The organism is Zobellia roscoffensis, from assembly GCF_015330165.1.
In the GTDB taxonomy this organism is placed as follows: Bacteria; Bacteroidota; Bacteroidia; order Flavobacteriales; family Flavobacteriaceae; genus Zobellia; species Zobellia roscoffensis.
Window position 1 is genome coordinate 933552 of the sequence record NZ_JADDXT010000002.1, and the last position, 21281, is coordinate 954832.

Consider the following 21281-nt stretch of genomic DNA (forward strand, 5'->3'; position numbering starts at 1 on the left):
GCTTGAATTTGGACAAAAATAACATTTTATAATTCTCTAAAAAACGCCAACAATCGAATTGTGAAATTTTTAAGCGTTGGCTATCTATCAGAATTTGTAATTTTGAACGTTGTTAATTTGAATAGGACAAGCAGTAATTTGAGATACCAACTAAAGAATGAAGATTAAACTACCACGAATTTTTCTGATCATACTAGGTATCGGTTTTTTAATAAACCTGCTTCAATCTTATTTCACACCACTTATTTTTGATGAGGCGTACTATTGGCACTTTGCAAGCGACATGGCATGGGGCTATTTTGACCACCCACCTTTGGTAGCCGTTCTTATTAAAATAAGCAGTTTCTTTTTTGATGGGGAATTAGGGGTTAGATTCATGAGCTGTATACTTTCTACCGCCACGTTATTTATATTATGGTGTACGGTAGACCTCCCTAGAAAAAAGGAATACGTGATACATTTTTTTGTACTGGCGTACTCTATGACGCTTTTGAACGCCTACGGTTTTTTTACGTTACCGGACACCCCTTTATTATTCTTTACGGCCTTACTATTATATGTTTACAAAAGATTTATTGAGAGCCCTGATGTACTTTGGGGTATCATCATGGGCGTAACCATGGCCGGGCTTATGTACAGTAAATACCACGCAGCCCTAGTAATCATATTCATATTACTATCTAACTTAAAGCTGGTATTGAATAAATATGCATGGCTTTCTGTTTGTATAGCTTTACTCTGCTATGTACCACATTTTATATGGTTGTACGATAATGATTTTGTCACCATAAATTATCACCTTTTTGATCGCCCCAACGACCCTTACAATTTCACAAAATATACCTTGGGCTTTTTTGTGAACCTCGTGGCGATTTTTGGACTTACTTTTCCATGGATTTATTGGGGCCTATTTAAAACCAAGGCCAATGATAAATTTACTAGGGCCTTGCTCTTTTTAGTGTATGGAATTCTAATTTTCTTCTTCTTATCCAGTTTTAACCGAAGAATACAGACGCAATGGATTATTGTGATAAATATTCCACTAATTGTTATTGTTTTCCGGTTTATGATGGAAAACGAAACTGCAAAAAAATGGATTTACAGAATGGGATTGGTCAATATAATCATCATCCTTTACCTAAGAATAGGACTCGTTTATGAACCCATGTCTCCTATTTATTATGAAACCCATGGCAATAAAGAACTTGCAGAAGATATAAAGGCTGAAGTAGGAGATATGCCCTTGGTTTTTGAAAACTCTTACAGAGGAGCATCTATGTTCGGGTTTTATACGGGAAATAATACTTTCTCTCTTAACAATGAAAGTTATAGACTTAACCAGTACTCCATTGACAACTCCGAAGCAACCGTACAACATCAAAAAATATTATATCTATCTAGTCGGTCTTCAGATGCCGATGTTAGTTTTACCAAAAACGATAGACGTAAAATATATGGTAAATACATAGACAACTTTGAATCGTTTAGGAAACTAAAGACCATTTTAGAAGCACCAATTAATTTCAATCTTGAACAAGAACAAACGTTTCAACTCTACAATCCGTATGAGTTTGACATAGACTTAAGTAAATTAAAGTTTAATGTGGCCTATATGACGGATTTTAAGATTGTAAAGGACAAATTACCCATTAAACCAACTTTAAAAGATCCTAACATTTCCACAATCAAAGCAAAGGACACACTTACCTATTCCTTTAAATTTCCGAAGCCGAGAAAATTAAACGACCCAAAATACGTTAGAATAGGTATAATGGAGAATCGTATTAATTATGGTATTAACGGAAGAAATACAAAAGTAGAGTAATGGAACCTATACTAAGAACTGCCGGCACTGCAGATTGGATTACTATAATACTCATTAGCAGCATTGTATTCTTGGTACTCGCCAAGGGGTTATTTTATAGTCGTTTTCTGAACTTTATAATACTACCGTTCAACAACAAGTATATTTTTATGTATAGTAAAAAAGAAAAGTTGATGAACTGGTTTCACATATTTTTCACCATTTTTCAGGTTATCAATTTTTCACTTTTTGTTTTCTTGGCCAGACAAATATTAAGAGGTAATACAAATGATGCTTACCCCTTCATGTACCCTATTATTTTAGCTTGTATTTTGGGCTTTATCATCGTAAAAATAATCTTACAACTAGGCAATGGGTTCATTTTTGGCTCAGGAAAGACTATCGGCGAACTTATTTTTAAGAAATTATCATACTTAAATTACAGCGGAATCATCATGTTCTTAGCTAACGTAATACTGGCCTACGTAGCGCAGGGCTCGCATGTAGTCGTATATATTGCCATACTTTTAATTCTTCTAATTAATGTAATTGGGTGGGTAACAGTGTTAAGGAATCACCAAAAATTCATCACTTCCTACTTTTTCTATTTTATTTTGTACCTTTGCGCTCTCGAAATTTCCCCGTTTGTTATCATTGGCAGTTATCTTAAACAATAGGTTTATATGAAAGTAAAAACGATTTTGGTTTCCCAACCAGAACCGAAGATGGAAAACTCACCGTATTCGAAACTGATAGATAAGGAAAAAGTCAAAGTTGACTTCAGGCCTTTTATTCATGTAGAAGGGGTAGACGCTAAAGATGTGCGCCAGCAAAAAATAGACTTAAACAACTATACGGCAATCATTTTAACGAGCCGAAACGCTGTAGATCATTTTTTCAGAATTGCTGAAGAAATGCGCTTCAAGGTTCCTGACTCTATGAAGTATTTTTGCCAGTCAGAGGCCGTAGCATACTACTTACAGAAATATGTAGTTTATCGCAAACGTAAAATCTACGTAGGTAAACGTAATTTTCCAGAATTGGTTCCTTTATTCAAAAAATATAAAGGCGAGAAATTCTTATTACCTTCTTCAGATGCATTGAAACCTGTTGTACCTGAAATTTTAGATGAACTTGATATTGAATGGAAAAGAGCAATTTTCTATAAAACGGTTATTAGTGATTTATCTGACCTAAGAGATGTGTATTATGACATTTTGGTTTTCTTTAGCCCGTCAGGTATTGAATCATTATTGCAGAACTTTCCGGATTTTGAGCAGAACGATACAAGAATTGCTGTATTTGGAAACTCTACGGTAAATGCTGCCACTGATGCTGGTTTACGAATAGATATTAAAGCGCCCACACCGGAAACACCATCTATGACCATGGCCCTGCAGAAGTATATTAATACAGCAAATAAAAAGTAGGAACATTTTATTCTTACTTATCACAATACAAAAAACCCTTTGTTCAAATTCATGAACAAAGGGTTTTTTAGTGGTATTATTTTCTATAAAAATCTAAAAAGCATAGCGCTGTGGACCACCACGACGAATTTCTTCACTTGCAAAGGCTTCAAATTTTTTGAAATTCTCTCTAAAGGCATTCGTTAATTTAAAAGCGGTGGTATAATAAGCCTGGTCATCGTTCCATGTAGCTCTTGGGCTCAATACTTTTGTTGGCACACCAGGACATTCCCTAGGTTGAGCCACACCAAAAACGGAATGAATATGGTAATCATCATAATTATACAATCCTAAATCGCCATTAAGAACCGCATTGATCATGGCTCGGGTATACTTTAGTTTCATTCGGGTTCCTACTCCGTAGGGGCCACCTGTCCACCCCGTGTTGACTAACCATACATTTACACCGGCATCCATCATTTTCTTGCTCAACATTTCAGCATATTTTGCTGGATGTAAAGGCATAAAAGGAGCACCAAAACAGGCCGAAAACGAAGGTATGGGTTCTACAACCCCAGCTTCCGTACCGGCAACTTTAGCCGTATAACCAGATATAAAATGATAAGCTGCCTGGCTTGGTGTAAGTTTGGATATCGGAGGAAGCACCCCAAAAGCATCCGCAGTTAAAAAGAAAATATTCTTTGGATTCTTTCCTATGGATGGTCTTTGAACATTCTCAATATGATAAATAGGGTAACTCACCCTTGTGTTTTGCGTAATAGATGTATCGGCAAAATCCACATTACCGGCCGCATCCATGATCACATTTTCTAAAATCGCACCTTTTTTAATGGCTCCGAAGATTTCAGGTTCGTTCTCTTGAGATAGGTTGATGACTTTGGCATAACATCCTCCTTCAAAATTAAAAACGGCATTTTCATTGTTCCAACCATGCTCATCGTCCCCAATTAATTTTCGGGATGAATCTGTGGACAACGTAGTCTTACCTGTACCTGAAAGTCCAAAAAAGATAGCAGTATCTCCTTCTTTACCCACATTTGCGGAACAGTGCATAGGCATGGTATTTTTCTCCACGGGAAGAATAAAGTTTAACGCCGAGAAAATTCCTTTTTTGATTTCTCCCGTATAGCCTGTCCCTCCAATCAAGGCTATTTTTCTGGTAAAGTTTAGAATTGCAAAATTGTGTTGCCTTGTTCCGTCTACTTCGGCATCTGCCATAAAACCAGGTGCATTAATAACCGTCCACTCAGGCTCAAAATTCTTAAGTTCTTCTTCCGTTGGGCGGATAAACATATTATACGCAAACTGATTGGACCACGGATACTCATTTATCACCCTAATATCCATTCGGTAATTATGGTCGGCACAAGCATAGCAATCGCGTACAAACAATTCTTTTTCATTCAGATAAGCAATAACCTTATCATAAAGCGCATCAAATTTAGAAGACTCAAACGGAATATTGATATCGCCCCACCAAACCTTTTCTTCGGTAACGGCATCTTTAACAATAAACCGATCTTTAGGAGACCGTCCTGTAAATTCACCCGTGTTAACAGCTAGAGCACCGGATGATGCTTTTTTACCCATTCCTTTTGCTAGCGTAATGGTTTCTAATTCGGATGGCGATAACTGATAATGCAGATTCTCGTGCGTAATACCGTACGATTGTAAAGAAATAGATTTTCTCATTTTTTAAGAATTGTTAATTCAGAGTTCGTTTTAGGTGGTAAAATTATTAAAATAATAATTTTATATGCCAAAAAATGAGAATTTATTAGTTGAAATGTTTGTAAACTCGATAGCCGAATATACTCCACCCAAAAATAAGCAGAGTCCCACCAAGCGGAGTGACCAAACCAATCACTTTAAAATCAAAGGAGGTTAAACTATTTGTTGCCAGTAAATAAATGGAGAACGAAAAACAACAAATGCCAACTAGCAGAAAATAGAAAATCAGCTTTTTCTTAACTTCGGGCAGTTGTTTCATTGTCCCCAGAATAAGCAAAAGTAATGCGTGGTACATTTGGTATTTTACACCCGTCTCAAAAGTTTGGATAGCTTCGGCATCAATGAGCTTTTCTAAACCGTGGGCTCCAAAAGCCCCTAAAATAACAGCCAAGGCTCCTAATAGGATTCCAGTGAGATAAATTGTTTTGTTCATAACTTATATTATGTATTTTTTTATAAATATAACAATCGCTACCTTAGTATCTCGTTACAACCATTAAAAGTACAAAACTAAATGCCGCGAAATATACTTGTTATCGGAGCAGGGAAATCTACCTCATACTTATTAGATTACTTCCTTGACAAATCTGAAGAAGAGGAATTACACCTTACGATTGGCGACCTCAATCCCGATACTATTTCACAGTCTATTAGCAACCATAGAAACTGTACCGTATTTGAGCTCAACATTCAGAATGAAGATGTTAGACAGCAAGCCATTGCAGAAAGTGACATTGTAGTCTCTATGCTTCCCGCATTTTTACATATTAAAATTGCTGCCGACTGTATTGCTCTCAACAAGCATCTTGTGACCGCTTCTTATGTAAGTGATGCCTTAAAAAAACTTGACCCACAGGCTCAAGAAAAAGGGCTTATTTTTATGAATGAAGTGGGATTAGACCCCGGCATAGACCACATGAGTGCCATGCAGATTATTGACCGGATTAGAGACAAAGGTGGAAAAATACTTTTGTTTGAATCCTTTTGTGGTGGATTGGTTGCGCCCGAAAGCGACAATAACCTTTGGAACTATAAATTCACCTGGAACCCAAGAAATGTGGTTTTAGCGGGCCAAGGCGGTGCCGCTAAATTCATTCAAGAAGGTACTTATAAATATGTACCCTACCATAAGCTATTTAGGCGAACAGAATTTTTTGATATTGAAGGGTATGGTCGTTTTGAAGGCTATGCGAACCGAGACTCCTTAAACTATAGAGAAGCATACGGCCTAGAAAATATACTTACCCTCTACAGAGGCACTATGCGTAGAACCGGCTTTTCTAAAGCTTGGAATATGTTCGTGCAACTCGGCATGACAGACGATAGCTATACGATTGAGAATTCAGAAAACATGTCTTATCGTGAGTTCATGAATCTCTTTCTGCCCTACTCTCCAACCGATTCTGTGGAACTAAAACTAAGACATTACCTAAAAATTGACCAAGATGACCGCATGTGGGAAAAGGTATTGGAGTTAAATCTATTTGATGATCAGAAATCCATCCCTTTAAAGAATGCGACTCCCGCCCAAATACTACAATACATTCTGGAAGACAGTTGGACGCTAGCAGATTCTGACAAAGACATGATCGTAATGTATCACAAGTTTGGCTACGAGCTGAATGGAGAGAAACACCAAATTGATGCGAACATGGTGGTTATAGGAGAAAACAGAACATATACAGCTATGGCCAAAACGGTTGGTTTACCCGTTGCCATCGCTACTTTAGCCATCCTAAATAAAAAAATAACAACTCCTGGAGTTCAGATTCCCATTAAAAAGGAAGTTTATGAACCTATACTAAAAGAACTTCAGTCTTACGGAATCAACTTTAAAGAGTATGAGGTACCGTATCTAGGATACAACCCCGACTCCGTATCTAACGGAGATTAGAAATCATCCTTAACGTCTAATGAATAGCTTTTTCAGAACTACAAAATTCAAACAATAATAGCTACTTTTACCATCAATTTATAATTCAAGACATGAAAATAGGTAACGATAAAGTAAAAATTGACGGTATCGACAAAAAGATTCTAAGGTACCTAATGGAAGATGCTAGGAAGCCTATTCTTGAAATTGCTCGTAATATTGGCATCTCTGGTGCCGCTATTCACCAGCGGTTGCGGAAATTGGAATCTTCAGGGTTATTGGCTGGCTCAAAATTCATCATCAACCCAAAGATAATTGGTTATCATACCATGGCCTATATTGGCATCTATTTGGACAAGGCAATGAGCAATCCCGCCGCAGTAAAACAGCTAGAAAAAATACCAGAAGTACTTGAATGCCATTACACTACAGGAAATTGGTCTATTCTCATTAAAGTACTTTGCCGAGACAATGAACACCTTATGCATGTGCTAAATAAAGACATTCAACAAATAGAGGGTGTGTCCCGTACAGAAACCTTTATTTCCCTTGCCCAACAAATTGATCGACAAATTCAGATATAATATTTGTATTAAATCTAAATAAGGATTATTTTTGTTCCCAATGGAACGCATTTATTCAACACAATACTATACATTTTTCCAATCCGATAAGGAAAGGTGTTTTTATATAGACCTGGGTCAGAAGGTGGTGCGTTTGTCATTTTGTCAATTATTGGCGCTTCGGCAAAAAGTTTGGAGCATCAATATTGAGAACCATTTTGATGATGATTTTAACCCTCACGGACTAGAAATCTTATCACTTTGCAATAAAGAACACCTTTTTGTCTTAAACACCCTTGAAGTTTTAGACCTTAAAGAGTTGCTTACCGGCTCTCTTTTTCTTTTGGATATTGCTGCGCAGACTCCTTCGCTCACCGCTTAAACCCAAACACCCACTATTTTTAATCAGTCTAAAACCAGTTATAAATTGGTTAACACCCTAGTTATGCGCACTCTTTTGTAATAACTTTACGTTAAGTAAACTACCTCAGGTAAGCCCTTGAGGCATTAAAATGAATACAATTTGATTTCGAGGCAAGCCTCGGAGCATTTAATCTCGATTATCGAGTAAAGAAAAAGACAATGAAAGATATAGCAAGACAACAGATGAGTATAAAGGTAGAAAGCATGGATATGCTTAATGCCCAAATACAAATGGAAGGCAAAGCATCCGCATCATATTTGGCCATGGCTTCATGGTGTGACCAGCGCGGTTACAATGGTAGTGCAGATTTTATGTATGCACAAGCAGCGGAGGAAAGAGAGCACATGATGAAAATTTTTAAATTCGTTAACGATTGTGGTGGCAACGCCCAATCTCCGGAAATAGAAAATATAAATCACGATTTTTCTTCTTTGGAAGAAGTTTACGAGACTGCATTAAGCCAGGAAATAGACGTAACAAAATCTATTAACAGAATAGTTGCTTCCGCCAAAAAGAATAGTGACTTTGGTGTTGAAAACTTTCTACAATGGTTCATTACCGAGCAATTGGAAGAAGAAAAAACAATGCGTGATATTCTTGACCTTTTTGAACTAATGGGTCGTGATGGTATTGCATTAAAGTTGATAGACGAACGTATATCAGCTGAGTAAACAACACGCATTCTAACTCAAACAAAAAAAAGCCTGTCTAAATATTTAGACAGGCTTTTTTTTATGAACTAACTCGTATAAAATTAATCTCTACTACCACCGAATACTTGCATAGCCCAATACGCCAAAGTAGCCAACGATCCAATTGCTGCTACTAAATACGTACGTGCAGCCCATTTAAGCGCATCTTCCGAACCTTTATACTCTTGCGGTGTTACCACATTCTTTGCTTTTAACCACGCCAAGGCGCGGTTACTAGCATCATACTCTACGGGTAAAGTAATTAAGCTAAATAAAGTAGCCATACCCATCATAACCAAACCAGCAACCGCAACCCATCTTCCTAAACCAGCACCACTGGCAGCACCCAACATCAATCCACCAAAAACGACCCACATAGATAGTCCTGAAGTAACACTAACTACAGGCACCAATTTAGAGCGCAAGGTCAACCATTCATATGCTTGTGCATGTTGTACCGCATGACCACATTCGTGAGCGGCAACTGCAGCTGCGGAAGCGTTCCTTTGGTTATAAACCCCTTCACTTAAATTTACCGTTTTGTTCTGCGGATTGTAATGGTCCGTAAGCATACCTGCGGTTGAAACCACTTTTACGTCTCTAATGCCATGATCAGCCAACATTTTTTCCGCAATTTCAGCTCCGCTCATGCCATTGCTCAAGTGCACTTTAGAATAGTGCTTAAACTTACTTTTAAGCTTGTTACTTACCAACCAGCTTACCAAAGCAATGGCTCCGATTAATATATAATATCCCATCATAATGTTATTCTTTTAAGATTTGTATTTAAAGATAATCAAATCTACCTCACTTCGACTGCGCTCAGTGAGGTAGATTCTGATATTGTTACTCCTCTTCTATCTCACTGCGCTCAGTGAGGTAGATTCCGATATTGTTTCATCCTCTACTGCGTTCAACAAACTAGAAACAAAGGTTGTTTTCCTCCTTTACTATGTCAATTACACTCAATAAGCAAAACTAGATTTTCTAAAAACTCTCTTTTTCAACCTAATGCTTGCACCTCACTGAGCGCAGTCGAAGTGAGGTGCTTCAACAACAATCAATTACTGGATATATTGAAAAGCAAAAACCTCGCCAAATCAATTTTGCGAGGTTTTGAAGTTGTATGCTGCCAAAATGTCTTTGGTTATTTGTATTTGAATTTTAATATTAGCATAAATAAAAGCAGAAAGGCCGTTATGCCGTTTGCCAACGTAACGGGCAGACTACTTATAAGTATACCGTACGTGAGCCATAGTACAACGCCAATAAAAAGCACCAAATAGGTGGTAAGGGAAATATCTTTGGTTGACTTATCGCGCCACGTTTTATAGACTTGCGGTACGTAACCCGCCGTAGTGAGAATAGCAGCCGCCAACCCAAGAACTTCAATGTAATCCATAATCTATTTAATTGATGGCCGTATGTTTTCTACCCTACGATATTTACAATTTTACCGGGTACTACAATCACTTTTTTAGGCGTTCGGCCTTGTAATTGTTGTTCGGTCTTTTCGTGTGCCATTACCGCGGCTTCAATTTCGTCTTTGCTTAAATCTAACGGAAGCTCCAGTTTGAAACGCATTTTTCCATTGAAAGATACCGGATATTCTTTACTACTTTCTACCAAGTATTTTTCTTCGAATTTTGGAAAGGCCACTGTAGAAATAGAACCTTCATGCCCTAATTGCTTCCAAAGTTCTTCTGCAATATGTGGTGCGTAAGGCGATACTAAAATAGCCAAAGGTTCCAAAACCACGCGACTCGTACATTTTTGAGAACTTAATTCGTTTACAGCGATCATAAAAGTGGAAACAGATGTATTGAAACTAAAGTTCTCAATATCTTCTTCTACTTTCTTTATGGTCTTATGTAGCGTCTTGTAACTGTCTTTTGACGGTTCTGTTTCAGAAACAGAAAAAGCGCCCTCTGGCCCCGAATGGTACAAACGCCATAGTTTTTTCAAGAAACTGTGTACACCGGTAATACCTGCCGTGTTCCAAGGCTTGGATTGCTCCAAAGGCCCTAAAAACATTTCATACAAGCGCAATGAGTCTGCCCCGTACTCCTCACAAATGGCATCTGGGTTGACGACATTGTATTTGGATTTGGACATTTTTTCGACTTCGCGTCTACAAACATAATTCATTGTTTCTACCGCTTTTGAATCGACAAAAAAGCTATTCCATAATGGTTTATAAAAACTATCCCTTTTAAACTTTTCAATGTCAAGTCTATCGGTCCCAATATGAAGTAAATCAACATTCAGCCTCACATCTTGAAGAAGTGTAAAAGTGAAATTCAAATCTCGATACTTTTCAAAATCCTTTCCTAATAGCCCAAAGAAATCATCTTTTATATTCGAAAAAACAGTAGAGGTTTTAGCATAATTTGCTAGTGATTTAAAACTGAAATTCTCATCAAAGGAAACTAAAACATTGGGGTGATTTTTATTCCACAAATCAATTGCTTTCCCCATTAATTCTGTTGATATATCTGATGACCGCCAATCAATTTCAAATCCTAGTCTTTGAACAAAAGCACTAGTCCCAGTTATCATCCCTTGATTAATTAGCTTTTTAGCAAACTCCTCTTTGGGTACCAAACCTAGATCAAACATAAACTTCTGCCAGAAACGGCTGTACAACAAATGGCCCGTAGCATGTTCGCTACCGCCAATGTACAAGTCCACATCTTGCCAATAGTCAATCGCTTCTTTTGAGAAAATTTCATTCGCATTATGTGGGTCCATATACCGGTTAAAGTACTGTGAACTCCCTGCCCAACCTGGCATGGTATTCAGCTCTAACGGCCATACGGTCTTATGGTCTATCTTATCGTTAGAAACAACTTCATTCTTCTCCGCATCCCAAGCCCAAACCGTAGCATTGCCCAAAGGCGGCTCCCCGGTTTCGGTAGGAAGATATTTATCTACTTCCGGAAGTTTTATCGGTAAATGTTCAGCAGCGATCATTTGCGGCATGCCATCTACATAATACACTGGAAAAGGCTCGCCCCAATAGCGCTGACGGCTAAAAACAGCATCACGCAAACGGTAGTTGATCTTCCCTTCGCCCTGGCCTAATTTCTCCAATTCAAAAATGGCACGCTTCATGGCTTTTTTGTACGGCAATCCGTTTAGGAAATCAGAATTGGTAATAACCGTAGTTTCTTTATCGGAAAAAGCTCCCTCGGAAATATCCACACCTTCAAAAATATTGGGGATGGGAATATTGAAATGCTTCGCGAAGTCATAATCGCGCTGATCACCACAAGGAACGGACATAACCGCTCCGGTTCCGTAACCCGCCAACACATAATCCCCGATCCAAACCGGAATAGGCTCCTTGGTAAACGGATGCTCGGCATAAGCGCCAGTAAATGCACCGGAAATGGTCTTTACATCTGCCATACGGTCCCGTTCCGAACGTTTTGCCGTAGCTTCAATATAAGCCTCAACCTCAGCTTTTTGTTCTGGAGTAGTGATTTTAGCCACCAATTCATGTTCCGGGGCCAAAGTCATAAAGCTCACTCCAAAAATAGTATCGGGACGCGTGGTAAAGACCTCAATCTTTTCATCGTGCCCCTTTACATTGAAAATCGCCGATGCACCTTGTGAACGACCAATCCAATTGGTCTGGGAATCTTTTAACGGCTGTGGCCAATCTACCGTATCCAAACCATCTAATAAGCGCTGTGCATAGGCAGAAATGCGCATGCTCCATTGCGTCATTTTTTTACGGATAACAGGATGACCGCCGCGTTCGGAAACGCCGTTTACGATTTCATCGTTTGCCAGCACGGTTCCCAAAGCGGGGCACCAGTTCACTTCGCTTTCCGCCAAATACGTTAAGCGGTATTGCAAAAGAATTTCTTGTTTTTTCTTATCCGAAAAAGATTTCCAATCCTCTGCTGAAAACTGAACCACGTCTTCGTCGCAAACTGCCTGCACATTTGCATTTCCTTCCGTTTCAAAAACAGAAATCAATGTCTCTACAGATTCGGCCTTATCACTTGTTTTATTGTACCAAGAATTGAAAAGCTGAATGAATATCCACTGCGTCCACTTGTAATATTTAGGGTCCGATGTGCGTACCTCGCGACTCCAATCAAAAGAAAAACCAAGTTGATCCAACTGTCTACGGTAAGTAGTAATATTCTTTTCCGTAGTAACCGCTGGATGCTGCCCGGTCTGGATGGCATATTGCTCCGCTGGAAGGCCAAAAGAATCATAACCCTGCGGATGCAAAACATTAAAACCCTTGTGCCTTTTATAACGTGCATAAATATCACTTGCTATATAACCAAGCGGGTGCCCAACGTGCAACCCAGCACCCGAAGGGTAAGGAAACATGTCCAACACATAAAATTTTGGTTTATCAGAATTAATCTCTGCCTTAAACGTTTGGTTTTCGGCCCAAAACTTCTGCCAATTCTTTTCTATTTCCTTGAAATCGTATTGCATGCTGATATCTTTCTTTTCAATGTGGCGCAAAAATAAGTTTATTCAATTTACTTTCCTAAATTTACGGTCGCATACACGAATATGGGCAAGTCTTTTGAACAGTATCAGAAACAAAAATTGATATCATCGTACTTTTCGGTGGTATTGAGTATTGCGTTGGTCTTATTTTTACTAGGCACATTGGGCCTTTTGGTCATCAACACCAATAAAATGGCAGATCACTTTAAAGAGCAGATTACCATTTCTATTTTTCTAAAGGATGAAGCCAAAGAATCTGAAATAGACCAACTCCAGAAAAATCTTTTGCAACAAGAACACACCAAAAGTGCCGTTTTCGTCTCAAAAGAAGATGCTGCCGAACAGCATAGTGAAGAAATAGGCGAAGATTTTCAGAATTTCTTGGGTTACAATCCGCTTAAAAATTCTATTGACGTACAACTACGCGCCAATTTTGTAACCCCTCAAGAAATAGATTCATTGGCTACCAACCTTGCAAAAAAGAGCTACGTAGAAGAGGTAAGTTATGATAAGCCTTTGGTAGACTTACTGAGCGAAAATGTAAAACGAATCAGTTTCTGGGTTTTAATTGCATGTGGCGTACTTACATTCATTGCCATCTTGCTTATCAACAGCTCTATTAGACTGAGTATTTATAGCAAACGCTTTATTATTAAAACCATGCAAATGGTAGGAGCTACCAAGACTTTTATACGTCGCCCTTTCATTTGGATGAACATTAAACTGGGCATATTAGGTGCGTTAACTGCCCTTTTAGCCTTAACGGGAGCTTTATATTATTTAAACCAAACCTTTCCTGAATTGGAGCTTTTTAAAGATGTGGAACAACTAGGCATGCTTTACGGAGCTATTTTTGTTCTGGGTATTTTTATCTCTTTGGTGAGCACATTTTTTGCTACCCAACGGTTTTTAAACCTCAGAACCGATGAATTGTACTACTAAGAGCCCTATTTACAAAGGAAAAAACCTCCAAACAAGAAACCTTTACGACCATAAACTTTTTTAAGTAGAACTTCGTTAAATTTGCAGCATGGGTAAGAAACAAAAACAACAGTCCGATCAACCGGCCAAACAAGAGTTTATCTTTCAAAATAAGAACTATCTCTTCTTTTTTGTAGGTCTTGCATGCATTGCCATAGGCTTTATACTTATGAGCGGCGGCGGTAGTGACGACCCCAATGTGTTCAATGAAGACATCTATAGCTTTAGAAGAATACGTCTGGCCCCTACCCTAGTACTAATAGGTTTAGGCATTGAGATATATGCTATATTATTGAACCCGCACAAGAAGAAAAACTAAATTGGAGACGCTAGACGCCATCATTCTCGGTATCATTCAAGGATTGACCGAATTTTTACCCGTATCATCAAGTGGACATTTAGAATTGGGCAAAGCTATTTTAGGCGATAATTCCGTACCTGAAGAAAGTCTTTTGTTTACCGTTGTGCTCCATGCCGCTACAGCTTTGAGTACCATTGTTGTTTTCAGAAAGGATATCTGGGAAATCATTAGTGGCCTATTAACTTTTAAATGGAACGAAGAAGCGCAGTTTTCAGTAAAAATTATCATATCTATGTTGCCCGCAGTTTTTGTAGGTCTTTTTTTTGAAGAACAACTGGAAGCTTTTTTTGGCGGTAACGTTCGGTTTGTAGGCTTTATGCTGATTATAACCGCAGTACTATTATATTTTGCCGATAAAGCGAAAGACACCGATAAGAAAGTGAGTTTCAAGAATGCATTCATAGTAGGTATTTCGCAAGCCATAGCCATGTTACCCGGTATTTCTAGAAGTGGTGCTACTATTTCTACCTCTGTACTTTTAGGTGTGGACAAAACCAAAGCGGCACGGTTTTCATTCTTAATGGTGGTACCCTTGATTTTTGGAAAAATTGCCAAAGACCTCATGAGTGGCGACCTTAATTTTGATGGTGGAAACAACTTTGCCATGGGCGCAGGTTTTATTGCTGCCTTTGTAGCCGGTCTTGCTGCCTGTACCTGGATGATTCAATTGGTAAAAAAGAGCAAATTATCTTACTTTGCTATTTACTGCCTTATCGTTGGGTTAATTGCCATTGCCTACGGTTATATGGCTTAGACCGATTTTCGGCCTCACTGAACAGGATTTAATTTTATTTACATGGATTCTCGCACCGAAGAAGACTTTCTTACCGGACAAATACTACTTATAGACAAGCCAATTGGTTGGACGTCTTTTCAGGCGGTAAACAAACTAAAATGGGTTATCCGCTCAAAATTTAAGCTTAAGAAATTTAAAATTGGGCATGCAGGCACGCTTGACCCCTTGGCAACAGGCCTTTTGCTAATTTGTTGTGGAAAATTCACCAAACGAATTCCAGAACTTCAAGGGCAAGTAAAAGAATATACGGGTACCATTACTCTTGGAGCCACTACCCCTTCTTATGATCTAGAAACCGAAGTTGACCAAACATACCCTACCGAACACATTACCGAAGCACTCCTCAATAAAACCCTGCCTCAATTTATAGGCGATATTGAACAACGCCCACCTGTTTTTTCGGCCTTAAAAAAAGATGGTAAACGGCTTTACGAATATGCGCGGGAAGGAAAGGATGTAGAAATAAAGATGCGAAGCGTACACGTTTCTACCTTTGAAATCACCGAAATTAACCTCCCAAATGTTAAATTTAGAATAGTTTGCAGTAAAGGCACATATATAAGATCTTTGGCACACGATTTGGGACAAGCACTACAGAGCGGCGGGCATTTATCTGAACTCAGAAGAACCAAAATAGGTGACTACAACGTAAATATTGCCATTGATCCTAATGAATTTGCAGAAAATTTACTCGGTAAAACGACGGAATCGTAAAAAGATTAAGATAGTTTTTCCGTTCAACGAATAATTAAAATATTTTTTTAAAATTGTGGTTATATCACCATGAGCTTGAACCGTAAACACTTAGCGTTCCTTATTACCTTTTTTTCGATGTCTATAATCGTGTTGGCACTCTACAACATACACTTAGGCCAAGATAAAGAGCAGGACGACTATGTGGTTGAAATGATGATGGAAGAAGATATTGCCGAACTTCTTGAAGAAAAAGAAGAACTACAGCAAGAGATTGAAAAAGCAGACCCAATTAAAAGCCACATGGCTTATAACGAAACTGCAAAACCTAGTTATGGCAACCCAGAACCTCTAAAGACTCTAGAAGAGTTGATGAACGAGAAAATGGAGGCCGAAAGCAGTGACAACCCAAATGACGAGATGCTTTCTGATTCCGAATATGCTGAACGCGTTAAAGAATTAAAAAAGAAGCGTAAAGAAGCCAAGCAAATGCTAGGTGAAAAAGAAGCGCAAAAGAAAGAATTCACCAATAATCTTGCAAAACGCCGTACGTCAGTTTCTTACTCATTGGTAAACCGAAGTAATTACAGATTACCTCCTCCAATTTATACATGTATAGAAGGAGGTAAAGTTGTTGTAAATATTCAAGTAGATGCAACCGGTAACGTAGTAGATGCCGATTATAATTCAAAAAGCTCAGGTACTTCCAACGGCTGTTTAATAGACAATGCCATTGCTTACGCGCTTAAAGCTAAGTTTAGTTCTGGTGAAAAATCGGTTCAGAAAGGAACCATTACCTACCTATTTCAAGGGAAGGCGCGTTAATACTTCTTTTAATGTTGATTGTCCCTTATCTTTATTATACCACTGCTGTATTTCCTCTTTAATCTCAGATAACAACTCACCATACTTTTCTTTATGGTCCGCTACTAATTTTGCAGCAAGTTCAGGTCTTGGGCCCCAATCCGCTAACACCTCTTGGTTTTCCTCATCCCAAACAATCAATTTAGGAATAGACATACCGCCATTGGTTAAAAACTGATTCATAAGGTCTACATTCTCATCCCTTAAAACCACTTTAAAATCTATATTATCATTCAACTGTGCCACTTTGTTGATTACCGGTAACGCTGGGGCCGCATCACCACACCAACTTTCCGTCAAGACAATCAGTTGTACTTTTTTATCCAGCTTAGCAATAGCCTCGGCATCTTCGGCACTCACCTTTACGGTTTTGTCAAAACGCTTCATACGGCGATCATTAAGCATGGTGTAATTTGCTAAGGCTTCGGTTTGCACAGGGCCTGTTGCCTTTCCTTCTAGTGCTAATTGATTTACCATTGCTCGGTAATCTTCATATGAAACAGCTTGCGAAAGTGCTTTTTCTATTAATTGCGTCGTGTTATTTTCTGTTGTAGGTACAGCCATAGTATTTATCTTTAATTCATTACAAAGTTAACGTGCCACTTTTACAGTTTTGGTAACTTAGGTAACATTGGTAGTAGTTCATTACTAAAACTTACAAACCCTTCGTTCAACCAACTTGTTTAAAGGAAAAAGTCCGTTACACCATGGTATAACGGACTTTTAATAGAATTAATATTTGTAGTTTATTTTACTTCCAATAATATGAATTGGTTTAATTGTGGACCGAAAGCACTAAAGTTATTGTCCGCTACCAAAACCAACGAACGGTTTCCGTTTTCTAATTCAGGACCAAATGTAATTCCCTCTATATTATCTACTACTCCATCCGTTAACTGATTACGAACACTTTCAAAATCGAACAACAATTTCTTGGTCGCTTTTTTGTAATCGGCATCCAAGAGGCTATCCATACCACTTACATCCGTAGCGCGAGAAGCATCAACATCATAGATTTTTACATCGTTACCACCATCTGCATAACCTGTTGAAAAAGAACGTTCCAGAACTAAGAATTTATCTGTGTCATATTCCAAAATTTCAACAATTCCGTTTACGGTAAAAGACGTCTCATTAAATTTTCTAGCAATCGGGTCCAACTCATAAGCAAACTCTTTTCCAAAAGCACCGGAATCATCTATATGGACAATCCGTACTGGAGAATCTGTATCCTCAACCATTGGTTCTGGACCGTCCTGCGCAAGTGGCAGCTCCATAGAAGCCCAATAGCCGTTTTTATCGTGAGCAACACTAAGACCTTCAATTACGCCATTGTGCCTAGGTCCACGGTTTTCATCGGCATCTACTTTAAATTTATTAGATATAGAAATGCTTGATTTATAACTACCGTCCATATCCGCTATACGAACAAAAGGATCAACACCTCCATTCACGTTTCCTTCGCTAGACCAAAGCACGCTACCACCCGGTGTTATCCGAATAGCTTCAGGGTCTACTTCGCCATCTGCAAACGGCAAATTACCTCCACTCAACAATTCAGTCACCCCGTTTATGGCTACATTATTAAATCCGTTATCATCAAACTGAATATCCGCATTATAAAAGCGAATAGGCGCTTTAGGGTCATCACTGATCATATACCATTTTCCATCTGCATAATCTATAGCAGAAAGACCGCCAACTTGGGTATCTGCATACATTGTACCGTCCGGCAACACATATTCATCCACAAACTCCAAACTTGTAATTTCGCTATTTTGTGCTCCTCCATGACCTACAAAATCATCTAAGTGCTCACAGGATATGATTGTTGTGAGAATCATTAATCCCACAATTTCTAAGGTAAAGTTTTTCATTTTTCAAGTATTTTTAGGTTCAGCAAGGTGACATATAGATTTCAGAAGAAGTTTAACTGTAGATTACGATTAGATTAATCTTGTATTATCTATAATTTGAATAGGCACACTATCGAAATCTCCCCTTATGTTCATACCTTTAATGTCTATATCTCTTAAAATGGAAAAACACAGATGCGGTTGGTGCAAAGGTGATGCGCTCTATGAAGCCTACCACGATGAAGAATGGGGTTCTCCCGTAAAAGATGACGCCGTACTTTTTGAATTTTTAGTCTTGGAAACCTTTCAAGCGGGATTAAGTTGGATTACCATTTTAAGAAAGCGGGAAAATTTCAGAAAGGCATTTGACAATTTTGATTATAAAAAGATTGTTGCCTATGAAGAGGATAAAATTCAAGATTTACTACAAGATGCAGGAATCATCAGAAATAAATTGAAAGTTCGCGCAACAGTTTCCAATGCTTCTGCGTTCTTAAAAATACAAGATGAATATGGGAGTTTCAGTAACTACATTTGGAGTTTTGTTGACCATACACAAATAAAAAACAGCGTAGAAAATTATAAAACTGCTCCTGCAACCACACCCCTTTCAGACACATTCAGCAAAGATTTGAAAAAGAGAGGCTTTAAATTTGTTGGCAGCACAGTAGTCTATGCCTTCATGCAGGCCGTGGGTATGGTAAACGACCATGAAATGTCTTGTTTTAGATTTAATGAAGTTTAAGAAATTTGAATCCTATGAGTTTTAAGTCCCTTTCTTTTTTAATCCTATTTTTTATTTTTAGCACAAGCACAGCTTTTGCCCAAATAAAAAATGAGCGAGAGCATCGCATAAAGAAATCTCAATTTCCTGAGAATGCCCGCCTGTTCATACATCAAAAGTTGGTTAACGCCAAACGCATCCGTTTTTATAAGGAGATAGACGGTAATAAAGTTAGCTATGAAGCCAAGTTCAAAAAAGACCGCTTGCAATATAGTATAGAATTCAATACTGAGGGTATTCTTGAAGATATAGAAATTGAAATTAAACCTATAGATATCCCAAACGAAACCTATACCAAAATCACTATATATTTAGAGAATAATTTTAAAAAATATCGGGTAAAAAAAATTCAACAACAATATCTTTCTGATGGCGAAGATATAGACCAAACCCTAAAAGAGGCATTCCAAAACTTGATGTTACCTTCTATTAAATATGAGCTCATTGTAAACGGAAAAAAAGAAAAAAGTTTTGAGCAATTTGAAATTCTTTTTAATGCCGATGGTAAATTTGAACTGATCAAGAAAGCACTACCTCCAAATTATGATCACGTACTATATTAAAAGGCTTGCTTTAATTTTTAGCTTGCTCTTCAGCATTATTGGTTTTAGTCAAGAAAATGTTACTGGATACTTTCAGCCGGATATTTCTTTAAATTATAAAGTACATACCAATTACTCTCATAACTTTAAGATTGCGCAACGTGCGTTCATTTACGAAGACGATTTTTCATACCGAATAAGGCAACTAGACCTTTCGCATTTCTCTATTGTAAAGATTGGCTTTCACCAAAGTTTGGGGATCGGTGTTCAATACCGGTTTAGAAATACTTTTGACGCCCCTGGCGAAGACGAACTTAGAATAACCGAGCAATATAAGTTTTCCCACACTTACGGAAATTTAACCGTGGGCAACCGCTTTAGAGCAGAACAGCGAATTTCACCATCAAAAACGATTCATCGCTTTCGGTATCGTCTTTCATTAAACGCACCTTTGAAAGGTGAAAAACTTGATATTGGGGAGCCCTATTTCTCTATCGCTGCAGAACCTCTTCTTAGTATTGCTAAAAAGGACAAACCTGTCTATGATCAACGCATCACTTCTTATTTTGGCTATTTGCTTAACCGAGAAACAAGGCTAGAAATAGGCGCTGAGTACCGCGCAGAGGAATACACCCAAACCACGCATCATATTTACTTTTTACTTACCTCACTTATTTTCAGCCTGTAATATTTTAATAAAATCGCTACGAGGAATCTCTTCGGCACCTAAGCTTTCAAGGTGATCCGTATGAATTTGGCAATCTATGAGTTTGTAGTTTTTAGCTTCTAATTCTTGCGCGAGTTTTATAAATGCAAATTTTGAAGCATTACTTACTTTACTGAACATACTTTCACCGCAAAAAATCGTCCCAAGGTCAACGCCATAAAGTCCGCCTACCAGCACATCATTCTCCCAAACTTCATACGAGGTAGCGTATCCTTTTTCATGTAGTCTCAAATAGGAATTTTTCATTTTATCGGTTATCCATGTGCCATCTTGATTTTCTCTGGGAACACTGGAGCAGGCCTCTATAACTTCTTTAAAACAAGTGTTTTTGGTTAAACGAAAACGGCCATCGCGCAGTACTTTGCGCATACTTTTAGATACTTTTATGTTATGTGGATACAATACCATTCGTGGATCAGGACTCCACCATAACACCAAGGCATCATCATTAAACCACGGAAAGATTCCGCTCTTATAGGCTAACAATAACCGTCCAACGGACAAGTCTCCACCGGCTGCCAAAAGACCATCGTAATTGGCATTTTCCACCGAAGGAAAAACCAGTTCTTCCGATAAAAAAAGTAATGAGTTTTTATGACCTTGATCTTGCACTTTTAATTTTTAAGATGAATCCAAAAATAACAAAAGCCCCATTAGGCATCAACCTATGGGGCTTTT

At 38.2% G+C, this 21281-nt stretch carries 23 protein-coding genes; 15 read left to right on the top strand and 8 right to left on the bottom strand.

The window, feature by feature from the left end:
• The first annotated feature begins 157 nt into the window (after nt 1-157).
• The 3 genes from IWC72_RS03950 to IWC72_RS03960 are packed head-to-tail and all read left to right on the top strand — an operon-like array spanning nt 158 to nt 3234.
• Nucleotides 158-1825, top strand: a complete 1668-nt coding sequence (locus IWC72_RS03950; RefSeq protein ID WP_194528891.1) for an ArnT family glycosyltransferase — start codon at nt 158-160, stop codon at nt 1823-1825.
• Complete coding sequence (locus IWC72_RS03955) at nt 1825-2481, top strand: DUF4271 domain-containing protein (RefSeq protein ID WP_194524941.1); 657 nt, start codon at nt 1825-1827, stop codon at nt 2479-2481. Before IWC72_RS03950 ends, IWC72_RS03955 begins: the two co-directional genes overlap by 1 nt.
• Nucleotides 2482-2487: 6 nt before the next feature.
• Entirely contained in the window at nt 2488-3234 is a 747-nt protein-coding gene (locus tag IWC72_RS03960; protein ID WP_194524942.1) for a uroporphyrinogen-III synthase, read from the top strand.
• Nucleotides 3235-3327: 93 nt separating this feature from the next.
• Here the strand turns inward: IWC72_RS03960 and pckA are convergent, their stop codons facing one another.
• Nucleotides 3328-4926 (bottom strand): phosphoenolpyruvate carboxykinase (ATP), encoded by a 1599-nt coding sequence (pckA, locus tag IWC72_RS03965; RefSeq protein ID WP_194528892.1) that lies wholly within the window; start codon nt 4924-4926, stop codon nt 3328-3330.
• 85 nt (nt 4927-5011) lie between these two features.
• Nucleotides 5012-5398, bottom strand: coding sequence for a DUF423 domain-containing protein (locus tag IWC72_RS03970; RefSeq protein WP_194528893.1), 387 nt, complete (start codon nt 5396-5398; stop codon nt 5012-5014).
• Between the two features lie 81 nt (nt 5399-5479).
• Here IWC72_RS03970 and IWC72_RS03975 point away from each other — a divergent pair, with 81 nt between their 5' ends.
• The 4 genes from IWC72_RS03975 (at nt 5480) to IWC72_RS03990 (ending at nt 8496) form a co-directional block, all read left to right on the top strand.
• Entirely contained in the window at nt 5480-6859 is a 1380-nt protein-coding gene (locus tag IWC72_RS03975; RefSeq protein ID WP_194528894.1) for a saccharopine dehydrogenase family protein, read from the top strand.
• Nucleotides 6860-6951: 92 nt separating this feature from the next.
• A complete protein-coding gene (locus tag IWC72_RS03980) occupies nt 6952-7422 on the top strand; it encodes an Lrp/AsnC ligand binding domain-containing protein (protein ID WP_194528895.1) in 471 nt (156 codons plus the stop codon).
• Between the two features lie 40 nt (nt 7423-7462).
• Entirely contained in the window at nt 7463-7783 is a 321-nt protein-coding gene (locus IWC72_RS03985; protein WP_194528896.1) for a hypothetical protein, read from the top strand.
• 200 nt (nt 7784-7983) lie between these two features.
• Entirely contained in the window at nt 7984-8496 is a 513-nt protein-coding gene (locus IWC72_RS03990) for a ferritin (RefSeq protein WP_194524948.1), read from the top strand.
• A gap of 83 nt (nt 8497-8579) precedes the next feature.
• On the opposite strand, the gene IWC72_RS03995 is transcribed toward IWC72_RS03990, so the two are convergent.
• The 3 genes from IWC72_RS03995 to IWC72_RS04005 all read right to left on the bottom strand — a co-directional run bounded on the left by IWC72_RS03995 (nt 8580) and on the right by IWC72_RS04005 (nt 12981).
• Nucleotides 8580-9278 carry a zinc metallopeptidase gene (locus IWC72_RS03995; RefSeq protein WP_194524949.1) on the bottom strand — a complete coding sequence of 233 codons (699 nt, stop codon included), beginning with the start codon at nt 9276-9278 and terminating at the stop codon, nt 8580-8582.
• A gap of 386 nt (nt 9279-9664) precedes the next feature.
• A complete protein-coding gene (locus IWC72_RS04000; protein ID WP_194528897.1) occupies nt 9665-9919 on the bottom strand; it encodes a SemiSWEET family sugar transporter in 255 nt (84 codons plus the stop codon).
• 29 nt (nt 9920-9948) lie between these two features.
• Nucleotides 9949-12981: a leucine--tRNA ligase gene (locus IWC72_RS04005; RefSeq protein WP_194528898.1), complete on the bottom strand. Its 3033-nt coding sequence runs from the start codon at nt 12979-12981 to the stop codon at nt 9949-9951.
• Nucleotides 12982-13062: 81 nt separating this feature from the next.
• Between IWC72_RS04005 and IWC72_RS04010 the strand changes: the two genes are divergently transcribed.
• From IWC72_RS04010 to IWC72_RS04030, 5 genes are all read left to right on the top strand, one after another.
• Nucleotides 13063-13941, top strand: coding sequence for a cell division protein FtsX (locus IWC72_RS04010; RefSeq protein ID WP_194524952.1), 879 nt, complete (start codon nt 13063-13065; stop codon nt 13939-13941).
• A gap of 88 nt (nt 13942-14029) precedes the next feature.
• Nucleotides 14030-14299: a DUF3098 domain-containing protein gene (locus IWC72_RS04015; RefSeq protein ID WP_194524953.1), complete on the top strand. Its 270-nt coding sequence runs from the start codon at nt 14030-14032 to the stop codon at nt 14297-14299.
• A gap of 1 nt (nt 14300) precedes the next feature.
• Entirely contained in the window at nt 14301-15095 is a 795-nt protein-coding gene (locus IWC72_RS04020; protein ID WP_194524954.1) for an undecaprenyl-diphosphate phosphatase, read from the top strand.
• A 42-nt stretch (nt 15096-15137) separates the two neighbouring features.
• On the top strand, nt 15138-15851 hold the full coding sequence (truB, locus tag IWC72_RS04025) for a tRNA pseudouridine(55) synthase TruB (protein WP_194524955.1): 714 nt from the start codon (nt 15138-15140) through the stop codon (nt 15849-15851).
• A 117-nt stretch (nt 15852-15968) separates the two neighbouring features.
• A complete protein-coding gene (locus IWC72_RS04030; RefSeq protein WP_317171384.1) occupies nt 15969-16655 on the top strand; it encodes an energy transducer TonB family protein in 687 nt (228 codons plus the stop codon).
• Here IWC72_RS04030 and IWC72_RS04035 read toward each other — a convergent pair.
• A complete protein-coding gene (locus IWC72_RS04035; protein WP_194528900.1) occupies nt 16632-17258 on the bottom strand; it encodes a thioredoxin family protein in 627 nt (208 codons plus the stop codon). The genes IWC72_RS04030 and IWC72_RS04035 overlap by 24 nt on opposite strands.
• 182 nt (nt 17259-17440) lie before the next feature.
• Entirely contained in the window at nt 17441-18571 is a 1131-nt protein-coding gene (locus IWC72_RS04040) for an esterase-like activity of phytase family protein (protein ID WP_194528901.1), read from the bottom strand.
• Between the two features lie 160 nt (nt 18572-18731).
• On the opposite strand from IWC72_RS04040, the gene IWC72_RS04045 reads away from it, so the two are divergent.
• Genes IWC72_RS04045 through IWC72_RS04055 form a run of 3 tightly spaced genes read left to right on the top strand, consistent with a single transcriptional unit; the run spans nt 18732 to nt 20564 of the window.
• Entirely contained in the window at nt 18732-19295 is a 564-nt protein-coding gene (locus IWC72_RS04045) for a DNA-3-methyladenine glycosylase I (protein ID WP_194524959.1), read from the top strand.
• Between the two features lie 14 nt (nt 19296-19309).
• Nucleotides 19310-19897 carry a hypothetical protein gene (locus IWC72_RS04050; RefSeq protein ID WP_194524960.1) on the top strand — a complete coding sequence of 196 codons (588 nt, stop codon included), beginning with the start codon at nt 19310-19312 and terminating at the stop codon, nt 19895-19897.
• Nucleotides 19878-20564: a DUF2490 domain-containing protein gene (locus tag IWC72_RS04055; RefSeq protein ID WP_194528902.1), complete on the top strand. Its 687-nt coding sequence runs from the start codon at nt 19878-19880 to the stop codon at nt 20562-20564. Before IWC72_RS04050 ends, IWC72_RS04055 begins: the two co-directional genes overlap by 20 nt.
• Here IWC72_RS04055 and aat read toward each other — a convergent pair.
• The gene (aat, locus tag IWC72_RS04060) at nt 20544-21215 is read right to left on the bottom strand and encodes a leucyl/phenylalanyl-tRNA--protein transferase (RefSeq protein WP_194528903.1); all 672 of its coding nucleotides are present in this window, start codon (nt 21213-21215) and stop codon (nt 20544-20546) included. The genes IWC72_RS04055 and aat overlap by 21 nt on opposite strands.
• Nucleotides 21216-21281 lie beyond the last annotated feature (66 nt).

Excerpts from the sequence above, each read along its gene's own strand:
- IWC72_RS03950 (WP_194528891.1), top strand. The coding sequence starts at position 158 with ATGAAGATTAAACTACCACGAATTTTTCTGATCATACTAGGTATCGGT.
- IWC72_RS03955 (WP_194524941.1), top strand. The coding sequence starts at position 1,825 with ATGGAACCTATACTAAGAACTGCCGGCACTGCAGATTGGATTACTATA.
- IWC72_RS03960 (WP_194524942.1), top strand. The coding sequence starts at position 2,488 with ATGAAAGTAAAAACGATTTTGGTTTCCCAACCAGAACCGAAGATGGAA.
- pckA (WP_194528892.1), bottom strand. The coding sequence starts at position 4,926 with ATGAGAAAATCTATTTCTTTACAATCGTACGGTATTACGCACGAGAAT.
- IWC72_RS03970 (WP_194528893.1), bottom strand. The coding sequence starts at position 5,398 with ATGAACAAAACAATTTATCTCACTGGAATCCTATTAGGAGCCTTGGCT.
- IWC72_RS03975 (WP_194528894.1), top strand. The coding sequence starts at position 5,480 with ATGCCGCGAAATATACTTGTTATCGGAGCAGGGAAATCTACCTCATAC.
- IWC72_RS03980 (WP_194528895.1), top strand. The coding sequence starts at position 6,952 with ATGAAAATAGGTAACGATAAAGTAAAAATTGACGGTATCGACAAAAAG.
- IWC72_RS03985 (WP_194528896.1), top strand. The coding sequence starts at position 7,463 with ATGGAACGCATTTATTCAACACAATACTATACATTTTTCCAATCCGAT.
- IWC72_RS03990 (WP_194524948.1), top strand. The coding sequence starts at position 7,984 with ATGAAAGATATAGCAAGACAACAGATGAGTATAAAGGTAGAAAGCATG.
- IWC72_RS03995 (WP_194524949.1), bottom strand. The coding sequence starts at position 9,278 with ATGATGGGATATTATATATTAATCGGAGCCATTGCTTTGGTAAGCTGG.
- IWC72_RS04000 (WP_194528897.1), bottom strand. The coding sequence starts at position 9,919 with ATGGATTACATTGAAGTTCTTGGGTTGGCGGCTGCTATTCTCACTACG.
- IWC72_RS04005 (WP_194528898.1), bottom strand. The coding sequence starts at position 12,981 with ATGCAATACGATTTCAAGGAAATAGAAAAGAATTGGCAGAAGTTTTGG.
- IWC72_RS04010 (WP_194524952.1), top strand. The coding sequence starts at position 13,063 with ATGGGCAAGTCTTTTGAACAGTATCAGAAACAAAAATTGATATCATCG.
- IWC72_RS04015 (WP_194524953.1), top strand. The coding sequence starts at position 14,030 with ATGGGTAAGAAACAAAAACAACAGTCCGATCAACCGGCCAAACAAGAG.
- truB (WP_194524955.1), top strand. The coding sequence starts at position 15,138 with ATGGATTCTCGCACCGAAGAAGACTTTCTTACCGGACAAATACTACTT.
- IWC72_RS04030 (WP_317171384.1), top strand. The coding sequence starts at position 15,969 with ATGTCTATAATCGTGTTGGCACTCTACAACATACACTTAGGCCAAGAT.
- IWC72_RS04035 (WP_194528900.1), bottom strand. The coding sequence starts at position 17,258 with ATGGCTGTACCTACAACAGAAAATAACACGACGCAATTAATAGAAAAA.
- IWC72_RS04040 (WP_194528901.1), bottom strand. The coding sequence starts at position 18,571 with ATGAAAAACTTTACCTTAGAAATTGTGGGATTAATGATTCTCACAACA.
- IWC72_RS04045 (WP_194524959.1), top strand. The coding sequence starts at position 18,732 with ATGGAAAAACACAGATGCGGTTGGTGCAAAGGTGATGCGCTCTATGAA.
- IWC72_RS04050 (WP_194524960.1), top strand. The coding sequence starts at position 19,310 with ATGAGTTTTAAGTCCCTTTCTTTTTTAATCCTATTTTTTATTTTTAGC.
- IWC72_RS04055 (WP_194528902.1), top strand. The coding sequence starts at position 19,878 with ATGATCACGTACTATATTAAAAGGCTTGCTTTAATTTTTAGCTTGCTC.